The sequence below is a fragment of the Lysinibacillus sp. fls2-241-R2A-57 genome, assembly GCF_030209535.1.
In the GTDB taxonomy this organism is placed as follows: Bacteria; Bacillota; Bacilli; order Bacillales_A; family Planococcaceae; genus Lysinibacillus.
Genome location: NZ_JARVRU010000116.1, coordinates 12,842 through 32,847 on the forward strand (window position 1 = coordinate 12,842; position 20,006 = coordinate 32,847).

Genomic DNA, 20,006 nt, shown 5'->3' on the forward strand with positions numbered 1-20,006 from the left:
CCTCCGACTAACAAATATTTTTCTCTTTTAAGCCCGTGGATGGAATTGCTTATATACCTCTGATAGTCGGGATTTACTAATGTGTGTATATATTTGTGTTGTGGAAATATCGGCATGCCCAAGCATCTCCTGTACAGCTCGTAAATCCGCACCGTTCTCCACTAAATGTGTTGCAAAGGAATGACGTAATGTATGCGGCGTTAACTCATGTTTGATGCCAGCCTTTAAAGCGTGCTCCTTCATTAATTTCCAACAACCTTGCCTTGTTAAACGTTTCCCTCTTTGATTGATAAAAAAAGCATCTGTTTTTGGATATTTCCCTTGTAATTGGCTCCGTGCACTATCTAAATAAGTGTTTAATGCAGAAAGGGCGCTTTTTCCAAGTGGTATGATACGCTCCTTGCCTCCCTTACCGAAAACGCGGACAAAGCCCATCGTTAGGTGAATATCAGCTAAATCCAACGCAATCAGCTCACTTATGCGCATCCCTGAGCCATATAATAGCTCTAACATAGCCACGTCCCGGACACCCTGTGGTTTGCTACGATTTGGTACCGCTAATAAAGCTTCAATTTCTTCAATAGAAAGGATATTTGGCAGCTTTTGTTCAATAGTTGGCATTTCTAAATGGACTGTCGGATCTGTTTCCGCTCGCTTTTCTCGGAGTAAAAATTGATGGAAACTACGAATAGAGGAGATATGGCGGGCAACAGTACGACTTGTCTTTCCTTGCATACGCAACTGCTCTAAATGACGTAAAATGATCATTCTCTCCACTTTAAGAAAATCAGACATTCCTTCTACTTCCTGTAAAAAATTCACATAACTTTCTAAGTCTCGGCGATAGGATGCTAATGTATTATCGGATAACTGCCGTTCTACCTGGATAAAATGGATATAATCCTCTATTGCATATTGAAATTCATTCATCATAGCGCCCCCTAACTGTCAATTATTTTCTATTTTAGCACGGCTAGTAGAATTGTGCTAAAACGTCCTCTTTTATATTTTCACATATGTTTGTCCAATCTATTATCTTATTCAAATAAAACAAAAAACTGCCCGATTCAATCTAGAACTTAAGATTAAAACAGACAGCTTCTCGTTATTTTTCTTCATTCGATTCGTCGTTTTTATCATGACAGCGCCAGCAAATGCCGTGGAAAGTTAGTCGGTGATCCTTTATGATAAAGTTCCAACGTTTTTCAACAACGGCTTCCACATCTTCAAGTAAATCTTCCTGAATTTCATCTACCGCACCACATTCGATACAAACTAGATGATGGTGGAAATGCGCAGCTCCCTCTTGGCGTAAATCATAGCGCGATACGCCATCGCCAAAGTTGATTTTGTCGACAATTTTGAGCTCAGTTAGTAACTCTAACGTTCTATAGACAGTCGCTAAACCAATTTCAGGTGCCTTTTCTTTTACTAGAAGGTAAACATCTTCTGCACTTAGGTGGTCTTCTTCGTGCTCAAGCAGTACAGCAACTGTTGCTTCTCGCTGCGGCGTCAGCTTATAACTAGCACTATGCAACTGTTTTTTTATACGATCAATTCGGCTCTCCATGTGACGCCCCCCTAAACTCTTTCCATTATACCAAAGGAGTAAATCCTATTACAAGATAGTGTATAGATTTCAAATATACTTTTGTAAATTTTTACCTAAATCTAATTTTCGTGAATGATATCCATCATTTTAATACATAAGAAACTACAATAAACTCAGCCACTATTATGATGAAAAATGCGATAAAATTCAACAAAATTGTCCGCCCATGTACATTTTTCCCGATTTTTCGCTTTGACCAAGCGGGTACAAGTAAATTGCATAGGATTAGCAACAATATACAATAGATGAGCTGAAATGGAAACCACCAAATCGTATAAACCCAAAAAGCTTCAAGTTTTTGTAATAAAAAAACCGAGCTAAAGCCAAAAAAGGTTGCACGCATCGCCACGGTTACGCGCACTAAAACTTTCAAGACACTATGTGTTGCCAGCAATAGCACAAGAGCTATTGACACAACAACGGGTAATACTAAACGAAATATAGAATGCCTGTCCCCTTCTGCTAAACGAGGCTCTATAAATAAAATAAAAGGCTCTGCATTCGGCCCACCAATAACATGAAAGAAGATAACGCCACAAACAAAACTCACAGCAATAATGGAAGCGTGATAAAATATAGACACCGTACGAGACATAAACATGCTCCTTTTCTATCAAGGTTTGTACAGCTTATGCTCGTCCGCTTCTATTATGCTAAAGATTATTTTCTTATTGTGCTGCAAGCCAAAGTACTGCAAACGCTGTCTTGGCGTCAAATATACGCTCATCTGCAACCATTTGCCCCGCCTCTTCCAACGAAACTTCTAATAAATCGACAAATTCATCTTCATCCAGATCTGCTTTGTTTTCAATTTTATATAAATCTTTTGCCACAAATAGATGAATGATCTCATCCGCAAAGCCCGGGGATGTTGCAAAAGCTTGTAAAAAGGTAAAGCTCTGTGCACCGTAACCCGTTTCTTCCTCTAATTCACGACGCGCTGTAACAATCGGCTCCTCACCAGGTTCTAGCTTTCCAGCTGGAATTTCAATAATTGAACGTTCTAAAGCTTTACGATATTGCTCCACCAATACTAACTTTCCTTCATCGGTAACTGCAATAACAGCAACGGCACCTGGATGCTTAATAATTTCTCTTTTTGCAACATTACCATTCGGTAAAGTGACATCATCAACCTGTAATTTCACAATTTTCCCGTCATAAATGGGCGTAGTCTTTGTCGTTTTTTCCTCAAACTTTTTCATTGACTATAACCTCGCTTGTTCTTCAGATATGTTCATTGTACCATTACAAGTAGAGAAATCGAAGGAGGTCATTCACATGAAAAAAAGACAGCTTGGCTCAAGTGAATTGTTTATTTCAGAAATAAGTTTAGGGGGCATGTCTCTTTCGACAGATAAGAAAAAGGCAGCTGCTATTGTCGATATGGCACTAGATGCTGGCATTAATTATATCGATACAGCCGATTTATATGATTTTGGGGCAAATGAAGAAATTATTGGCGCTATTTTAGGGAAGCGCCGTCAGGATGTTATCGTCGCTACAAAAGTTGGTAATCGATGGACAGAAGGTAAAGAAGGTTGGCATTGGGATGCATCCCCGTCTTATATAAAGGAAGCTCTACACGCTAGCTTGAAACGACTAGATACTGACTATATTGATGTTTATCAGTTACATGGTGGCACTATTGAGGACGACTGGGATGGCATTATCGACACATTTGAAGGGTTAAAAATGGATGGATTGATTCGAGAATATGGTATTTCCTCTATTCGCCCAAATGTACTAAAGCGTTTTTTACCAGCAAGTTCTGCGAAAAGTGTCATGATGCAATATAGTGCTTTAGATCGCCGTCCAGAGGAATGGCTCGACTTTATTGCAAGTGAAGGATCTTCCGTTGTAACACGCGGTACCGTTGCAAAGGGTTTATTAACTAATAGTTGGAAAGAACGTTTACAGCGTGCCAATGGATTTAACACATATACGGCAGACGAGTTAACAACAACATTAACAGGCTTGGCTTCACATTATGATGATTTACATGCACTCGCAATTGCCTTTAATTTAAAGGAACCTACTATAGCCTCAACAGTAATAGGTGCAAGCTCACAGGAACAGCTGGCACAAACACTCGCTGCCTATGAAAAAATTGATTCAATAACAGATTTTACAGCAGTAAATGAACTAACAAAAACAGAACAATATATAGATCACCGATGAAAAAATGGCTTATCTTAATCGCATTTTTAGTAGTGCTTGCTATTTCCTCTAGCATGACCTATGAACAGCAGTCTATTATTCCTGAATTGGAGCAAGTATTGGCAAATAAACCTTTTGAGAAACAATTATCTGTTTTAAAAATTCCTTATTGGGACACAGTTGTTTCTGTTGAAGAGCGTGGTTACTTTAAATTTGTAGAATTTTTAATTCGGAAATTAACGCATTTTGTTGGATTTGGTTGTATTGCACTCGGTATTTATTTTGCCTGGGGGCAACGTCGGTTCGCTGTAGGTGTCGCTATTGCTGGAACAGCTCTTATTGCAGTGCTGGATGAGCTTCGCCAAAGCTTTACACCAGGACGCACGATGAACGGACAGGATGTTATTTTGGATACAGCTGGCGCAATTTTTTTTGTTGGGATTGTGGTGCTAGTGAGGAAGATAAATAAAAAACAAATATCTTTCCCTACTAAGTAGTCACTTTAAAATGGAATTTGTAGCCATCTAGAGTCGATATACAATCGGTACTTGGTGAATGAATCGTCAAAAATTGTGATAAAAGCCCCTCACCCTGTAACTGTCGATGACATTCGTATGATATGTAAAATACTCTTGATAGAGTGAAAGATAGTTCCGTACACCTTGCTTTTTATTTTTCTAACGCTCCTACTACTAGGTAAAAGATATTGCACTTTGAAAAACCCCCAAAGTAGAAAAGTATGAGGCTGGGACATATGTATATTTTCAAAGTAAAATTAAAAATTTTTACAACAGAAAAGCGCGAGAAATCAACGTTTCTAAAATTGATTTCTCGCGCTTTTTTAGGTTTTGACCAGTTATGTCCCAGCCTTTTTACATTATCTATTCAAGTGGGATTCATAATCACTATCTATCTCCGTTACATCAGTTCATTAATTTTAAAGCTATTTATTATCTTGAGTTAACTCATCCATTATATGAAGGTTTCCAATCTTCAATCCATATGGTATAAATACCATCAATGTAAGCAAGAACATACACCCTACTACTAGTCCATATAAATCGAAATTTATTATTAACAGCGTTTTATCGATTTGACTGACAATCCATGTAAAAATAAGCCCTATTGCAGTTCCAATCGCCACTCCAAGAACGATATAACATATTACTTGCGTTGTAATAAACCGGACAATATCATTCTTAGTCATCGAAATAACTCTTAATATCGACAATTCTCTCCTTTTAGAATTAATATTGCTAATTAAGGTATTTATGATACCTAGCATTACACTTATTAAAATAATCATTAATACAATAATAAAGATTGCCGTTCGTTGCATCGACATTTCTTTTGATTGCGCCAAGCTTTCATCATAACTACTTACTTGTAACTCAGGGAATTGTCGAACAACCTCCTGTAGCCCCCCTAGTGCTGCTTCATGATCAACTGATTCAATATATACATATTCTATAATTGGTTTAAATTTTTCGTCGTTAGAATTTAATTTCCTTCCAAATGTACTTCTAAAGTCAATCGTAAACTGGTAATCATTAGGTAGCGATTCAACAATATCCACGACTTCAGCTACCTGGAAATCCTCCGCATCAACTGACATAAAATCTAGTTGATCTCCTATTTTAGTATTTAATTGGTCGGCCAAGCTCTTTGTGAGAATTATACCTGTTGCTGTATTACTAAAATTAGCTGTTAAATCCTCAAAAAAAGTATACACATAAGGAATACCCGTTTTGAGCTGTTCTTCTGTAGATTTCGATATTTTTCCACTAGCACTTACACTAAATAGCATCGTAGAATCTAATGCATTAACTTTCTGCAATGCTTCACGTAGCTCTTGAGGACTAAAATATTGTTGATCAGTTATTGGTGCACTAATTAAAATATCTGTGTAATACTGATCATGGATATAATTTTCATCTGAAATTTTTATAGTTTGGATAAAGCTAGAACCAAATAGTGTTACAGTAACCATTAAGACAATGATGGTAATAACAAAGGCATTTCGCTTTGTTTGAGGAATCATCATATTAATAGCTGTATATGCAACATTTCCTAAACTAGGTTTAATTAAACGCTGGATGGAATACAACAGAGATTTAACGATGAACGGAAGTAGCAATACAACTCCTACTAAAAACATCAGTGCTGCAATTAATACGAGCTCAATTCGTTGATCCGCAATTATTTTTGATAGTATTATTAATACACAACTTATTATTAGACTTATACAGCCTATCCTCCAACGTAATTTTGGATAAGAAACATCTATAGTTTCATTAGACTGAACTATTTTCAAAGGTAAGATTCTACTGCTTTTATATACTGGAATCAACATACCTACTTGTAAAATAACAAAACCAATTGCTGTTATAGTAGTAGCTAATCCAATATTAAAAGTTTTTTCCTGTACATTTAACCCTAACAATGTTTCTAAACCTGGATATAGAAAACCATACGTTAAATACGTTACAAGCAGTCCTCCCAAACATCCTAATATGTTTATAAAGAAGGATTGAATGAACATTACTTGAAAAACCTGACGTGTCGAAGCCCCCACTGAACGCATAATAGCGAGCTGATTCTTGTATTTATATAAAAAGACATCAAAGTTCGTTATGATAAATAAAGAAGTCATTAAAATCACGAGCACAGATAAAACAACCATATATTGATACAGAAGATTTAAATTATTTTTTATAAAATCTTCTTCTTTAGCGATGTCAATGCGTAAATCTGGGTCTATCTTACGTATTTGTTCCACTGCATTATAGATTTTTTCTTCTTCATGTACTGTCATTAAAATGTACGTTGCCACAGCATCCGTCTTATTTTGGTCTTCCTTTATTTCTTGAAGCTGCTTGCTATTCACAACTATATTATGAACAGTAGGTCCGGCTTGAACTAAATCAGATTTGATTTCTTTTACATAATACGTGACACCTTCAATTATCACAGGATCTCCTATTGAGACTGCTAACTTCTCTGCTAGAGATTCATTTAAAATTATTTCACCATAGTTAAGATCCTCGTTAAAATGATAGCGACTCTTGGTTAATTCATCACTATTCGCTCCAATTGTATACACATAACCATTAATTTGCTCTATATATAAATGTGTTAACAACACACCAGAATGCTTATCAACCATAGGTATTTCTGTTAAACGATTATAGAGCTCTTGATTAATTACTTTGCCATCATCATCATTGTAGCCAACCGCTAAATCCATATCTCCAAACATCATTTCGAGTTCATCTACCATCGATTGTTTCGCAGAGGAAATAAACATCATCATTGTTATAATTAAAGAAATAGATAAAAGGATTCCTAACACCGATGTCAAGACAAGCAATCTACTATGCTTAAAAAAACGGAATGCTAATTGTGAGACCGAATTTATCATACATTTCTCTCCATTATGACTTTGAATTTATGTAAAATGGTATCCATATCCTGGTGCGAATGCTGACATCTATATTCATCTACGATCTCACCATCATTGAAAAACAATACACGATCTGCATACGTTGCTACATATGCATCATGCGTGACCATCAGTATACTTTGTTGGAGCTTTATTTTCATTTCAAATAGACTTTTTAAAATTTCTGTTGATGTATTAAAATCGAGGTTTCCGGTAGGCTCATCTGCTAAAATAATTGGTGGCTTTGTAATGAGCGCACGTCCTATAGCCACCCTTTGCTGTTGGCCTCCTGAAAGTTCTATTGGTCGATGCTTACTCCATGGCTCTAGTTGAACTAGTGCAATCATCTCATTTACTCGTTGTTTAACTTCATCCGCGGTTAGCCCTTTTAAAATTAAAGGTAAAGCAATATTTTCTTCCACCGTCAAATCTTTCAATAGTTGAAACGATTGAAATACAAATCCGATATTTTCCCGTCGAAAAAGTGTAGCATGAGGTTCTTTAAACTGATTCATATAATGTTTCATATTGTTTATTTCAATTTCACCTGAGGTCGGCTGATCCATAGCACCTATAATGTTTAGAAGTGTACTTTTTCCTGACCCACTAGTTCCCATAATGGCTACACATTCCCCCTTTGATAATTGAAAACTAACATTTTTCAAAGCATGAACACGATTATCAGCTGCCTCATATACCTTATTTAATTGTGATACCTTTAAAATTAATTGCTCGCTCATGTCACATACTCCTCCTTATTTTGAATTAAGGGTTCTTCATAATATCTAGCCTGGATTTGATACATTTCATAATAAAGTCCTTTTTTCTCCATTAACTCTTGGAAACTACCTTCTTCAACAATTTGTCCATGCTCCATAACTAAAATACGATCTGACAACCTAGTCGGTCCGATACGATGAGAAATGGTAATGGTGGTTTTATTACGTGAGAGTTCGTGGAACAATTCAAACACTTTCATTTCAGTAATGGGGTCTAGGGCTGAAGTTGGTTCATCTAAGACAATTAGTTCTGCATCTTTTAAAAACGCACGCGCAATAGCCACCTTTTGCCACTCACCGCCTGATAGCTCAGCACCATCTTTAATTTCTTTTGTCAAATGCGTTTCTAATCGGCTAAAATTCCCATCCTCATGTTGTACCGGAAGCGTTTTTAAGCATGGTTCGAACTCACTCAACAAACTGTAATTTTTTACAAAAGAACTCAATGCATCTCCTAACTTTTCCATCGTTCACCTACCTCAACAACAATAATTATTAAAATACCCATAAAATAACCATAATTTGAATATAATTACACTTTAACCTAAATACAATCAAAATAATATAATGTATATGTGTTATTACATATTATTCAAATTCGGAAACGACATTTTTTAGACATTACTAGTTTTTATGTAAGCTAAAGATACTCATGAGTTTCTAAGGAAAATTCCCCCAAAAAACTTACCCCGAACTCATATTTTCCACTAATGCGCTAAAGCATCTTCTCTACACCAGATATTTAATTTAGTAGTTTTATACACATTATTGGTTCTACTCATAAAAAAAGCCCCTTCAAGTAGGAATGCATTGACTAATATCATAGCCTATCTACATTTTCTACTTGAAGGGGATAATAACACTTTAACACTTTATTATTTTTTCAATATACAGAACTTACTTTAATGGAATCTCCAGAAATATAGTTCTTCAGATTCTGAATATAACGTTGCACCAGCTTTTTGTAATACTTTATGTGAGGCAATATTATTTTTCCCTGTATCAGCAATCACATACTTAACATTTGATTGACGTAGTAACCAATCTTTCATCATACTAACAGTTTCCGTCATGTAGCCCGTTTTGAAAAAAGATTGATCAAAGTGGATTCTTGGCCCGATTGCTGAATAAGTAAGTAAATAAAATGGCTCTTCACCAAAACGTGTAGTTGATTTCCGTTCCAACTAGGCGCTTTGCCGCTGACGCTTCGCTTTCGCGCAGATAAAACATTTGTAGCTGATGCTTTGCTTTCGCTACAGAGCAGAGCTTCCCGGGGGGGGGGGCGTCCGATGAGCCGCTTCACTCTCGGTGCTCTCTCCAGAGTCTCATCTGTGACGCTGATCCCCAAGGAGTCGCCCAGTCTCCACCCCCATCAACCTATATGGCATACGTTTAAACAAATGTCATCCACGACTTTTGGTGATGAACCATTTTAATGCAGAGGTTTTATTCAAACTTTTTTATAAACAGTACAACTATTTTCAAACCAACAATATGTGCTTATGTGAAAGGCTGCCAACATACTGGTGGCCTTTCTTATTGAAGTAACGCGCAGAAGTAATCTTTAGATAAGAAATGATCAGTCCATATCAAATCTTAAATTTGTTTGAACTTCTGAAAAAATAAAATGTGTTACAGTTTGCGCAAATGGACTAACGGTATCAATGAACTTCTCTGCTTTAGCAAAGGTTTCGAAATGCATTTTGAGCATATAACAAGCATTTCCTGCAATACGATAACAAAATTCTACATTTGAAAGTTTCTCTATATAATTTTTAAAAGACTTATAGTCACCATTTTTAACAGTTGCTTCTATTATGCATTGGATTGGTAAATCTAATTTCTCGTAATCAACTTCTAAGGTATATTTTTTTATCAACCCAAATGACTCCATTTGTCTTACTCGTTCCGTTATGGATGGGGAAGACAATTTCACTCTTCTTCCAAGTTCACTCATTGATAAACGGCTATTATTTTGTAATTCATCTATTATTTTTCTATCAATATCATCTATTTTCATTTTTAAATAAATCCTCCAATATTCGTTAATAATTTTAACATTTTACCACTTATTCATCTTTAATTTAATGTGATTTTGTAATTTTTTTTTTTTATAATTAACTTATATTTAATATAACAAGGAGGCACTTTAAATGACAAGAATTGAGGAATCTAATTTTGGAGAAACACCTTTTCAAAGACTTTTAGGACATAACAAAGAAGTAATGGAAGCATGGTCACACTTAGGAGATGCATTAGAAAAAGACGGACTGTTACTTTCTGGATTAAAAGAACAGGTTAGACGAACATTAGCTCAAAGTAGCGGCTGTGAGTATTGTAAAGCAAAAGGAAAACCTGAACCTGATAATTTTAATGAAAAAATATCTGTTGCAGTAGGATTTGCAGAAGTATTTTTAAAGCAAAGGGGCGATATATCAGATTCTATTTTCAATATACTTCGAGAATATTTTACAGAAAAGGAAATAAGTGAACTATGTGCATTTATCTCCTTTACCACTGCTTCACAATATTTTGGTGCCATTATGAAATTAGAAGCTGTTGGAATATAACATAGATTCCTAACTCTTTTTCAACGAACCGGTACTGAATCTGAATATAGAAAAAGCGTGTTTTGATCAATCTTTTTTCAAAACACGCTTTTTTATTTGCCTCTTTGTCTTTAATTTGATGTTAAACGAATCTCCAAAAATAGAGTGCATCGGTTTCTGTATATAATATCGCTCCTGCTTTTTCTAACACCCGATGTGAGGCTAAATTATTTTTGTCAGTATCAGCAATCACATATTTAACAGTAGATTGGCGCAGTAACCAATTTTTAAGCGCTGTAACAGCTTCTGTCATGTATCCATTTCCCTGATAGTGTGAAAAGGTGTAGTATCCAATTACAACCTCACCCTTTTCATTCGGCAAACCTTTAAGCATGATACCACCAACAATACAGTTTTTTTCTTTCGACACGATCAACCAATTCGTGTGCCAAATATAATTTTGCTCATCTTCTAATACTTTCGAAAGTCTAAACTTCAAACCTTGTTTAAGTTCTTCATCAACAAAAACTTCTGCACTACTTAATGACAACTCTATTTCCAAAGTCTTTTCTTCATTAATTAGTAATTCTAAATACTTTGCGTTTAATGGGATTACTCTTAATCTTTGCGTGCTTAATTCAATCATTTTTGCTCTCCTATCTCATAGATTATAACTAAACTATAACTATAAAGAGATATATGTTATTGGCAGCGTCCCCTATTTTTCATTATAGGGGATTAATTTTATCATCTAAGGAATATAATGTAAATTCATTCTTCTTCACAACTAAATGTTCCGATAAAAACAAAAATGATTCCGATAAATCTGAGAATCTTTCCGATAAAACATAAAATTGTTCCGATAAATCTCGAAATCTTTCCGATAAATAAAATATCCCCCTCGATAAGTTGCTAAGAAGCTTTCGAGGGGGATTTATATGATTATTTCTTTTCTAGTGGTTTTCCGTATGTTTGGAATCGCTCTAACATATATGTCATTTCTTTATCATCTAAAATAACTGGTGTACCAATAGATCTAGCACGAACGTATACCTCCGCACATAGTTCTATTTCTTCAGCAATATTAAAAGCTTCCTCCACATTTTCACCACCTGCTAACAAACCATGATTAGCCAGTAAGACTGCTTTCGAACCTTCCATTGCTTTAAGTGCATTTTCACCAAGGGCAGGTGTGCCAAAGCTTGCATACTCAGCACATTGAACCGCTTTACCTGCCACTGCAACCAAATAAGAGACGGCAGGTAAGTCCTCACGCAAACAAGAAAGTGTTTTGGCAAAAATAGAATGCGTGTGCACAACCGCTTTAAGTTCTGGACGTCTTTTATACACCATTGTATGCATCGCCCATTCACTAGAAGGTTTATGATGCCCCTCGATTACTTGCCCCTCTAAGTTAATCAAAACGATATCAGCAGCGGTTAGCTCCTCGTAAGGGATACCACTTGGACTAATAGCGACGCAATTTTCGGAAGGAACATAGATACTAATATTTCCACCGGTTCCTTTTGTTAATCCATTTCGAATCATTAATTGACAATGACGAACAACTTTTTCTCGCTCTGTTTGAAGTCTCATCTAATTCCACCTTCCCATTGCTTTATCGCAATATGGTGACGACTTATTTTTTTCGCACAATGCGTAAATCTAAATTACTTGTCAAAAATTCATTAACGACTTCTTGCTGTTCTTCGTTAAACGGTTTAATTTCATCAACGATAATTGTAGAAATAGCATCGGCTGGCATGACTTGGAATAATTTTTTCACGCCAACCTTGCTCTGATCAATAAGTGCAATTACCTCATTAGATTTGTGAATCATCGCTTGTTTAGCTTCGCCCTCATCAATTGTTGAGTCAGTTAATCCTTCTTGTAATGTCAAGCCTCTTGCAGATATGAACAGTTTATCGATATTGATAGATTCCATATATTTCTTTAAAGATGTTCCCATAGTCGAAATAGAGTTTGGACGTACATAACCGCCGAGTAAAATCGTCGTCACTTCACTCGATATTAAATCAAGGGCAACACTTATATTATTCGTAACGACTGTTATATTCTTCATCCCTTTAATCAATTTACCGACTTCTGCAGCCGAAGTGCTTGCATCAATGCCAATTACATCTCCATCCTGGATTAATGTAGCTGCTTCTTGGGCCATTAGTTGCTTAGCTTCTAAGTTCTCAGATGCGCGAAAATTTAAATTATCTTCAACAAAGGATTTTTGGATAGGCTTTGCGCCACCCAATACACGAATTAATAACCCTTCACTTTCCATCTTTTCTAAATCGCGTCGAATCGTCATCTCTGATACTTGAAATCGTTCGCTTAAGTCTGAGATTTCTACGTAATTTTTTTGGTTCACTAGTTTATTAATTTCATCTTGTCTTCGTTTCAGAGAATTTGTCATGCGTGTCATCCTATCCTTGATTAGTTAAAAATTGCACGCACCTTTTCTTCTGTCGGGTGTTTAATGATTCCTTTTTCCGTGACAATCGCTGTTATCAGGGCAGCGGGTGTCACATCAAAAGAAGGATTGTACACCTTCACATCAGCGGGCGCGACATATTGTCCTGCTGGTTTTAACACTTCAACTACACTCCGCTCTTCAATCGGGATATCCGCACCAGTTGGGCAGTGTAAGTCAATCGTCGGTGTTGGTGTCGCTACATAAAAGGGAATATTATAGTATTTAGCTAAAATGGCCACACCGAGTGTCCCAATTTTGTTAGCAACATCGCCATTAGCAGCTACACGATCACAGCCAACGATGACTCCCTGTACTTTGCCTTGTGCCATCACCGTCGCTGCCATATTATCGGTAATCAACGTAACATCAATACCAGCGTTAAAGAGTTCAAAAGAAGTAAGCATGGCACCTTGAAAACGAGGTCTAGTCTCGTCAGCAAATACTTTAAAACTCATCCCCCGCTCCTTTGCCAAATAAAAAGGAGAAGTTGCTGTGCCGTATTTTGTCGTAGCCAAAGCCCCGGCATTACAATGAGTTAGTACCCCTTGGCCATCTTCCAACAGCGTCAATAAATGTTCACCTATGGAACGATTAATCTCGATATCTTCAGTATGAATAGCAATCGCTTCTTGTAATAAAATATCCTGGAATGCTACTAAATCATTTGTCTCTATTTGCAAGGCTTTCTGTTCCATTCTTTCTAAAGCCCAGAATAAATTGACAGCTGTTGGACGAGAAGTGGCTAAATACTGTACATGCTTTTGTACTTCTTCCTTTGCAGCTGTAACAGAACCTTCAAAGTGCTGAATCGCCACATATACCCCATAAGCTGCTGTTACACCAATGGCAGGAGCCCCTCGTACAATCATTGTATGGATGGCATCCCATACTTTTTCTACAGTTTGGATTTCTACGTACACAATGTCATTTGGCAATTTTGTTTGATCTAATAGAACGAGTGTATCATTTTTCCATTCAATTGTATTTAATTCCATTAAATCAACACCCCATTCTTATATTTTTGTAATAGCTTTATATAGCCTTGAATATGGCTAATTTCCTTATTTAAAATACACTCTTTCGCAATCTTTAAACAACGTCTTTCGGCTGTTATACGAGCATCAATTGGTTCAATGGTCGTAATATCTGCTACTTTAGCTAAGCCAATTATGCGACGGTTCATCTCAATTCCTGCAATGGCAAATGCATCTCGACTGATTCGATCCATATAATCATCGAGTAAGGCTGTGTAAACAGCAAACTGCTCTGTTGATGTGGCTAAAATGCTTCGTGCCTTTTTGTGAAATAATTGTATAGTAGATAGTAATGTTTCTTCAATCCATGAAACAAATTCGTCCTCTTCGTAAGCTAATCCTCTTGCCCAGGAAAACGTTAGATTAGCAATTAAATTCCCCACATCATAACCTATAGGTCCATAGAAGGCAAATTCTGGATCAATGACCTTCAATGTTTCATCATTAATAAAAATAGAACCTGTATGCAAATCACCATGTAAAAGCGCTTGAGCCTCTGTTAAAAACTGCATTTTCCGTTTAGCAACTTCTAAATGAAGAGCTGTATCTTTGTATACAAATGAATGAATCCACTCTTCATTTCCAGAGGTTAAAATATTTTGCTCTTTAAAATTAATATAAGGCTCTGTATAAACTAGATGTTCTGTAATTTCACATAACTCGGGGTTGATGAATCGCTTTTGATATTCTTTTTTCTTTTTTGGATCTAGCAAAAAATCCGTTGTTCGAATAAGATTCTCTGCCATAAAAGTAGAAATTAACTCGGCGAAATGATCGTACGTTTTAAATACGTTTAATTGCTTTCTCATAATCTCAAAGCCTTTTAAATCTTCCATCACACAACAACTCATAACTTCATCGAACAGTAAAATATTTGGTACGAGGGAAGGGGTAAATTCACCTTCAATTATTAAAGCTTCGGTTTCTATTCGGTTTCGGTCTGTAGATAACACGAAATCCTCAGAAATACGAGCTTGTGGACCAGCTTGTTTGACAATGACAGAGTTACCTTGCTCATTTTTTACGCGAAATACATAATTTAAATTGCCATCACCAATTTCGTCACTAAATAGTGTTCCACTAAAATCTTTAATTTTTGCTTGTACATAGCTTTTAACATCTTCTTCGTTCATTAAAAAATATTTGGAATACATAACAATACCTCCTATTTTTTTCTACTGTAATACGTTGAAGCTAGCGCAAATGCTAAAACAAGTCCTTTTATAATATTTAAAGAATAGTAAGGAACTGATAACATGACTAATCCATTCTCTAAAACTCCGACTAATGCGGCTCCAAATAATGTTCCAATGGCATTTGGCTTACCATGACCAGCAAATGACTACCCTATAAATGCAGCAGCAACAGCTGGCATTAAATAGCCTGCACCTGCATTAATTTGTGCAGACCCGATTTGAGATGCGAGCAATAACCCACCAATTCCTGCTAAAACCGCTGAAAAAATATAAGCTAACATTTTATAACGGTTAACAGGAATCCCCGATAATTTTGCTGCTTCTTCATTGCCGCCAACAGCGTATAAAAAGCGTCCATGTTTCGTATATGTTAAAAATAAATGCACTAAAATAACGATGACTAACATGATTAAAATAATCCAAGGTGTCTTACTTAATAATAAGAAGAAATCTGAAATTTCACCTTCTGTTGGTGTTCCATCCAAACGAGGCATACCAACAGAGATTGAACCGCCCCCTGTATAGGTCATCGCAACACCTTCAACAATAAACATAGTTGCTAATGTGGCAAACAGATCAGGTATCTTCACTTTTACGATTAAAAATGCATTAAATAGTGCTACACAAAGAACGGCTAAAATAGCTACCAAAATAGATACACCAGTTGGCATACTAAACCATACAAACATAGATACAACAACTGAGTTCGCCAATGTAGCTGTTGAACCTATCGACAAGTCAAAACCATTAACAGATAATGAAACCGTTAATCCAACCGCTATTATCGTAACGATTGAAATACTTCTTAAAATATTTAAAACATTATTTGTTTGCATAAAATTAGGGATAGTAACGGTGAAAATAATAATCAACAAAATAACAGCTAATACAATTGCCCAATCCTTAATAAATATAAGAGCTTGATTGTTTTTACGCTCTTGCATACGCTTCGCCTCCAGTAGCATAGAACATGACTTCATCCTCTGTCGTTTCACTAGTGACTAATTCTTTCACAATTTTCCCGTCGTACATCACGTAGATTCTATCTGTAATTAACAAAATTTCACTTAATTCACTTGTTGCATAGATAACGCTTTTTCCTTCTTTTGCTTGTTCATCAATTAGATTAAAAATATCACTTTTCGCCCCAACATCGACGCCTTTTGTAGGTTCGTCAAACAGAAGGATTTCTGCATCGGTCATTAACCATTTACCAATTGCGATTTTTTGTTGATTACCACCAGAAAGATTCGCAACCTTTTGTAGTTCGTTCGGTGTTTTAGCGCCTATTTTTTGAATCATCGATCGAGCAGCCTCTCGTTCTTTTGTTTGTTTAATAAAACTACCTAAACGTGTGAATGGCTGTAAATTGGCCATCGATAAATTTTTGAAAATCGGCTCTTCAACAAATACTCCTTCTTTACGACGTTCTTCAGGAATCAATCCGAAATGGTTTTTAACAGCATGGTAAGGAGTTAGATTTTTAATCGTTTTTCCATACAATTCAATAGCACCAGATTTAATATTTGACATACCAAATATCGCTTTACATAATTCTGTTTTACCAGCTCCCACTAAACCAGCCAAACCAATAATCTCATGCTTTTTAACATAAAAAGATACGTCATTGACCAAGCCTGAATCATCGACAAGATGGTTGACCTGTAAGGCTATTTCTCCTTTTTCTTTTAATTGTTTGTGATGTACTAAATCGAAAGTTTTACCAAGCATTTGTTCAATAACTTGATTCTGAGTAATCTCTTCAATCAAGCTTTCTTTTACGATTCTTCCGTCTTTCATGATGGTGATTTTTTCGCAGATTTCAAATAGTTCCGGAAGCCGATGAGAGATAAAGACAATTCCAAGATGATGATTTTTAACTAAATCTCGGACTATAGAAAACAATTTCTCAGTTTCTGCCTGGCTTAAAGGGGCAGTAGGTTCATCTAATATAAGAAATTTTCTCTCATGAATTATGGCTCTCGCTATTAACACCATTTGTTTATCTGCTAAAGAGATATCTTGGACCTTTTTTTCAGTATTTAACTCAATACCAATTCGGTTAAGCACTTCTTTCGCACGTTGACGGATTTTTCGCCAATTGATAATTGATTTTTTATCGAATATCAGTTGATCAAGCATAATATTCTCAGCAACACTTAAATAAGGTATTAACGCTGTATCAACTTCTTGATAAACAATATCTATACCTAGTTCCTTTGATTTTTTCGCATCAGTAATAGAAACTAGTTCACCGTTTATAAAAATATCCCCCGTATAATGTGGATAGGCTCCTGAGAGAATTTTCATAAGAGTCGATTTTCCAGCCCCATTAGCACCAATGACAGCGTGAATCGTGCCTGACTCTAATTGGAAATCGACTTCACTTAAAGCTTTCACACCAGGAAATTCGATTGAAATTTTTTTCATCTCAATGACGGTCTTGGCTTTCATAGCTAACACGCCTTTCACATTAAGGTAAAAGAAAACGTCTTAATCAATTATGCCTCGGCATAATTCCGTGACATCCGCCGGAGGCTATAACTTCTTTCAGCGGGTGTTTGAACACCCGCTGAAAGAAGTTGAAAACAAGACGTCATCTTTGTATTATTTTGAATAGTGTTCACGTAGAGTTTTCATCCACCCCTCATCAAAATCAGAAGATACACCCCAGCCATCAATAATTTCATTTAAATTGAGCATCGTCGTGTCGTCTTTTAAATCACTTTGTTTAATTAACTTTGCAGCTAAATCGTACTCTTCAGGAGTTTCTTCACCCGCTAATTTTTTTGCCATTAAACGCATATTCATACGGCCGATTAGCGCTGGGTCTACAGCAGCTGTGGAAATCCATTGACTATTGTTTTCTTTCATCAAGTTAATATCTTGATTTGATACATCGATTGAAATTAATTTAATGTCAGAACGTTTGTTATCTACTAATGATTTATAAGCTCCTTTTGCTAACTCATCCCATGAGCCCCAAATAGCATCTACTGTACCTTCAGGATATTTTGCTAAAACGGCATTTACTTTTGCTGCAATGTCACCTTGTATATCTTGGAAATTAGTCGGTCCAATTGTTTCCAAAGTGACAATCTCACCTTTCTCCTCGAATTCTTTATAAATTTCCTGACGTCTATCTAACGGAGATAGTCCTCCAAACCATAGTTTAATAACCTTTACAGGCTCTGTACTTAAATCTGCAATTTCTTGTAGAGATAATCGAGCTAATTCATAATCATCTTGAAAAGTAGCTGTAACACCATCTAAACTCTGACCATTTTTTTTAGCGACCGTATCAAATAATGTCACTTTAATACCTTTATCAACTGCAGGCTTTATCATGTCATATGAATAGTCTTCTTTACCGTGTGAAATAATAATTCCGTCATAGTCTTGCTGTGTAATTTGTGAAACTAATTCCTGGAACTTAGCATCATTATTTTCAACTATATGCGTATCCACCTTGAACCCCAAAGCTTCTCCTTCCCTACGCGCACCATCTAAAAATTGCTTCGTATGATCATCTGAAGCTAGATTACGTAATACAGCAATTTTTACGCCGTTTTGTACACCTTCAGGCACACCTTCGATTATTTCATTTGTGTTACTTCTAGTAGCATTCCCGTTATCATTACTACAAGCTGCCAAAACAATCATTAACACAAGAACCACCAACGAAATTCCAAACCTTTTCAAGAAAATCCCCCTTTTCTATTAAAAATTATATGAAACTCTCGGTTAATCACAGATTTCGTAATTATCATATTATTCTGAATATTTTTTGTCAACTAAAATTGTTAAATTAAATCATTTTTTAGTTATTTTTTTTCATAACAAAATACATTTTGTTTATTTCAAACTAAAATGTTGATTGGAATGTTTATTATTTCACAATACAGAAGAATATTTAAAATCGTATATAAAGATAGTATTTGGCAAAGTATATTTATTGTGATTAATGTTCCGATAAAAACAAAAAAACAGTGAATCTGAAAAATTTGGATTCACTGTTTTTCTTTAGTTTAGAAGTTCTTCAAACGATTTGTTTTTTTAGCGTAGTTTCCGTTCCGACTGGGCGCTTTCCTTGGGGCGTCCGATGAGCCGCTTCACTCGCGTTGTTCGCTCCAGGGTCTCATCAGTGACGCTGAGCCCCAAGGAGTCGCCCAGCTGGAACGAAGATCAACTAGTATACAGCCCTATATTTTTAAAAATGTCATCCACAACCTTTGAGGATGAGCCATAATTTCACCAACGAATTCCTAATACAGAAATAATAATTTATGATAGACTTTGAAAAAATTACTCTATTGAACTCCATATTGTCTTGAAAGAAACTATACGAAAGTGTTTGATTGTCGAAGTTGTCACAACAGCACATAATAAGAAGTAAGAGAAGGGAGCAATTTAAAATGAAACAAATCCAATTAAACTCTCCTGAATTTAATCGTGTACTTAAAAATTTACAAATTGAAAATTTATCACTAACTCCAACACTTCAGAAAAAAGTGCTTGAGATCGTTAATTCCGGTATTCAAATTTCTCCGACCATTATTAAGGGAGTTCTGAATAATGTCGGTGAAATTGAGTATTATTCCGATAAAAACAAAAATCATTCCGATAAATCTAAGAATCTTTCCGATAAAACATAAAATTGTTCCGATAAATCTCGAAATCTCTCCGATAAAAATCGAGTAGGAGGGAGTGATTAACTCCCGACCTCTCACACCACCGTACGTACGG

General features: G+C 35.9%; 21 protein-coding genes. 4 read left to right on the forward strand and 17 right to left on the reverse strand.

The window, feature by feature from the left end:
* Positions 1-27 precede the first annotated feature (27 nt).
* The 4 genes from xerD to QRN68_RS17670 all read right to left on the reverse strand — a co-directional run bounded on the left by xerD (position 28) and on the right by QRN68_RS17670 (position 2,817).
* Positions 28-930, reverse strand: a complete 903-nt coding sequence (xerD, locus tag QRN68_RS17655; protein ID WP_285398218.1) for a site-specific tyrosine recombinase XerD — start codon at positions 928-930, stop codon at positions 28-30.
* Positions 931-1,105: 175 nt separating this feature from the next.
* On the reverse strand, positions 1,106-1,570 hold the full coding sequence (gene fur / locus QRN68_RS17660; RefSeq protein ID WP_004232171.1) for a ferric iron uptake transcriptional regulator: 465 nt from the start codon (positions 1,568-1,570) through the stop codon (positions 1,106-1,108).
* A gap of 124 nt (positions 1,571-1,694) precedes the next feature.
* Positions 1,695-2,207, reverse strand: a complete 513-nt coding sequence (locus QRN68_RS17665) for a hypothetical protein (RefSeq protein ID WP_285398219.1) — start codon at positions 2,205-2,207, stop codon at positions 1,695-1,697.
* Between the two features lie 73 nt (positions 2,208-2,280).
* Positions 2,281-2,817, reverse strand: a complete 537-nt coding sequence (locus QRN68_RS17670; protein WP_285398220.1) for an NUDIX domain-containing protein — start codon at positions 2,815-2,817, stop codon at positions 2,281-2,283.
* A 76-nt stretch (positions 2,818-2,893) separates the two neighbouring features.
* On the opposite strand from QRN68_RS17670, the gene QRN68_RS17675 reads away from it, so the two are divergent.
* Both QRN68_RS17675 and QRN68_RS17680 read left to right on the forward strand, forming a co-directional pair.
* Positions 2,894-3,793 (forward strand): aldo/keto reductase, encoded by a 900-nt coding sequence (locus tag QRN68_RS17675; protein ID WP_285398221.1) that lies wholly within the window; start codon positions 2,894-2,896, stop codon positions 3,791-3,793.
* Positions 3,790-4,269: a VanZ family protein gene (locus tag QRN68_RS17680; RefSeq protein WP_285398222.1), complete on the forward strand. Its 480-nt coding sequence runs from the start codon at positions 3,790-3,792 to the stop codon at positions 4,267-4,269. The genes QRN68_RS17675 and QRN68_RS17680 overlap by 4 nt, the downstream gene beginning before the upstream one ends.
* A gap of 446 nt (positions 4,270-4,715) precedes the next feature.
* On the opposite strand, the gene QRN68_RS17685 is transcribed toward QRN68_RS17680, so the two are convergent.
* The 5 genes from QRN68_RS17685 to QRN68_RS17705 form a co-directional block, all read right to left on the reverse strand.
* On the reverse strand, positions 4,716-7,193 hold the full coding sequence (locus QRN68_RS17685) for an FtsX-like permease family protein (protein WP_285398223.1): 2,478 nt from the start codon (positions 7,191-7,193) through the stop codon (positions 4,716-4,718).
* A complete protein-coding gene (locus QRN68_RS17690; protein ID WP_285398224.1) occupies positions 7,190-7,954 on the reverse strand; it encodes an ABC transporter ATP-binding protein in 765 nt (254 codons plus the stop codon). The genes QRN68_RS17685 and QRN68_RS17690 overlap by 4 nt, the downstream gene beginning before the upstream one ends.
* Positions 7,951-8,460, reverse strand: coding sequence for an ATP-binding cassette domain-containing protein (locus QRN68_RS17695; protein WP_285398225.1), 510 nt, complete (start codon positions 8,458-8,460; stop codon positions 7,951-7,953). Before QRN68_RS17695 ends, QRN68_RS17690 begins: the two co-directional genes overlap by 4 nt.
* 435 nt (positions 8,461-8,895) lie before the next feature.
* Positions 8,896-9,177, reverse strand: a complete 282-nt coding sequence (locus QRN68_RS17700; protein WP_285398226.1) for a GNAT family N-acetyltransferase — start codon at positions 9,175-9,177, stop codon at positions 8,896-8,898.
* Positions 9,178-9,572: 395 nt separating this feature from the next.
* A complete protein-coding gene (locus tag QRN68_RS17705) occupies positions 9,573-10,013 on the reverse strand; it encodes an Lrp/AsnC family transcriptional regulator (protein ID WP_285398227.1) in 441 nt (146 codons plus the stop codon).
* 133 nt (positions 10,014-10,146) lie between these two features.
* Here QRN68_RS17705 and QRN68_RS17710 point away from each other — a divergent pair, with 133 nt between their 5' ends.
* Positions 10,147-10,563, forward strand: coding sequence for a carboxymuconolactone decarboxylase family protein (locus QRN68_RS17710; RefSeq protein ID WP_285398228.1), 417 nt, complete (start codon positions 10,147-10,149; stop codon positions 10,561-10,563).
* Between the two features lie 121 nt (positions 10,564-10,684).
* Here QRN68_RS17710 and QRN68_RS17715 read toward each other — a convergent pair whose 3' ends face one another.
* The 8 genes from QRN68_RS17715 to QRN68_RS17750 form a co-directional block, all read right to left on the reverse strand.
* Entirely contained in the window at positions 10,685-11,188 is a 504-nt protein-coding gene (locus QRN68_RS17715; protein ID WP_285398229.1) for a GNAT family N-acetyltransferase, read from the reverse strand.
* Positions 11,189-11,484: 296 nt separating this feature from the next.
* Positions 11,485-12,138, reverse strand: coding sequence for an L-fuculose-phosphate aldolase (locus QRN68_RS17720; RefSeq protein ID WP_285398230.1), 654 nt, complete (start codon positions 12,136-12,138; stop codon positions 11,485-11,487).
* Between the two features lie 43 nt (positions 12,139-12,181).
* Positions 12,182-12,970, reverse strand: a complete 789-nt coding sequence (locus tag QRN68_RS17725) for a DeoR/GlpR family DNA-binding transcription regulator (protein ID WP_285398231.1) — start codon at positions 12,968-12,970, stop codon at positions 12,182-12,184.
* A gap of 20 nt (positions 12,971-12,990) precedes the next feature.
* Complete coding sequence (gene mtnA, locus QRN68_RS17730) at positions 12,991-14,025, reverse strand: S-methyl-5-thioribose-1-phosphate isomerase (protein WP_285398232.1); 1,035 nt, start codon at positions 14,023-14,025, stop codon at positions 12,991-12,993.
* Complete coding sequence (gene mtnK, locus QRN68_RS17735) at positions 14,025-15,218, reverse strand: S-methyl-5-thioribose kinase (protein ID WP_285398233.1); 1,194 nt, start codon at positions 15,216-15,218, stop codon at positions 14,025-14,027. Before mtnK ends, mtnA begins: the two co-directional genes overlap by 1 nt.
* Positions 15,219-15,406: 188 nt before the next feature.
* Positions 15,407-16,204: an ABC transporter permease gene (locus QRN68_RS17740; protein ID WP_350224361.1), complete on the reverse strand. Its 798-nt coding sequence runs from the start codon at positions 16,202-16,204 to the stop codon at positions 15,407-15,409.
* Positions 16,191-17,690 carry a sugar ABC transporter ATP-binding protein gene (locus QRN68_RS17745; RefSeq protein WP_285398234.1) on the reverse strand — a complete coding sequence of 500 codons (1,500 nt, stop codon included), beginning with the start codon at positions 17,688-17,690 and terminating at the stop codon, positions 16,191-16,193. Before QRN68_RS17745 ends, QRN68_RS17740 begins: the two co-directional genes overlap by 14 nt.
* A 177-nt stretch (positions 17,691-17,867) precedes the next feature.
* Positions 17,868-18,962: a sugar ABC transporter substrate-binding protein gene (locus QRN68_RS17750; RefSeq protein ID WP_285398235.1), complete on the reverse strand. Its 1,095-nt coding sequence runs from the start codon at positions 18,960-18,962 to the stop codon at positions 17,868-17,870.
* 713 nt (positions 18,963-19,675) lie between these two features.
* Here QRN68_RS17750 and QRN68_RS17755 point away from each other — a divergent pair.
* Positions 19,676-19,915 (forward strand): hypothetical protein, encoded by a 240-nt coding sequence (locus QRN68_RS17755; protein WP_285398236.1) that lies wholly within the window; start codon positions 19,676-19,678, stop codon positions 19,913-19,915.
* Positions 19,916-20,006 lie beyond the last annotated feature (91 nt).